We start from the raw sequence: 483 nt of genomic DNA on the forward strand, positions 1-483 counted from the left end.
GTCAAGGAATGCACTCATGTAGCGATGGAAAGCACTGGAGCATATTGGAAACCAATCTACAACCTGTTGGAGCTTGAGGAGATTGAGACTCTTGTTGTGAATGCCCAGCACATCAAGAATGTTCCGGGACGCAAGACTGACGTCAAAGACGCGGAATGGATTGCTGGATTGCTCCGGCATGGTCTATTGAAGGGTAGCTTTATCCCAAATCGCGAGCAAAGAGAGCTGAGGGAATTGATTCGCTACCGCCGTAGTCTTATCGAAGAGCGAGCTCGGGAAGTCAGCCGCATTCAAAAGGTGCTGGAAGGAGCAAACATCAAGCTCTCCTCGGTTGCCAGCAATGTGCTTGGGAAATCAGGACGCGCAATGATTGAGGCGATGATTGCTGGCGAAACCGATCCTGAAGCTTTATCTGATCTGGCAAAACGAAAGTTGAAAAGCAAAAAAGCGGATTTGAAGCGAGCATTGAACGGCTTAATGGGC

1 protein-coding gene is annotated in these 483 nt (G+C 49.1%); it reads left to right on the plus strand.

What is annotated here, in order from left to right:
• Positions 1-483: IS110 family transposase (locus tag L693_RS0107270; RefSeq protein WP_025716698.1), on the plus strand; the 483-nt coding region annotated here is incomplete at both ends.

This window comes from Paenibacillus sp. 1-18 (genome assembly GCF_000520755.1).
Taxonomy (GTDB): Bacteria; Bacillota; Bacilli; order Paenibacillales; family Paenibacillaceae; genus Paenibacillus; species Paenibacillus brasilensis.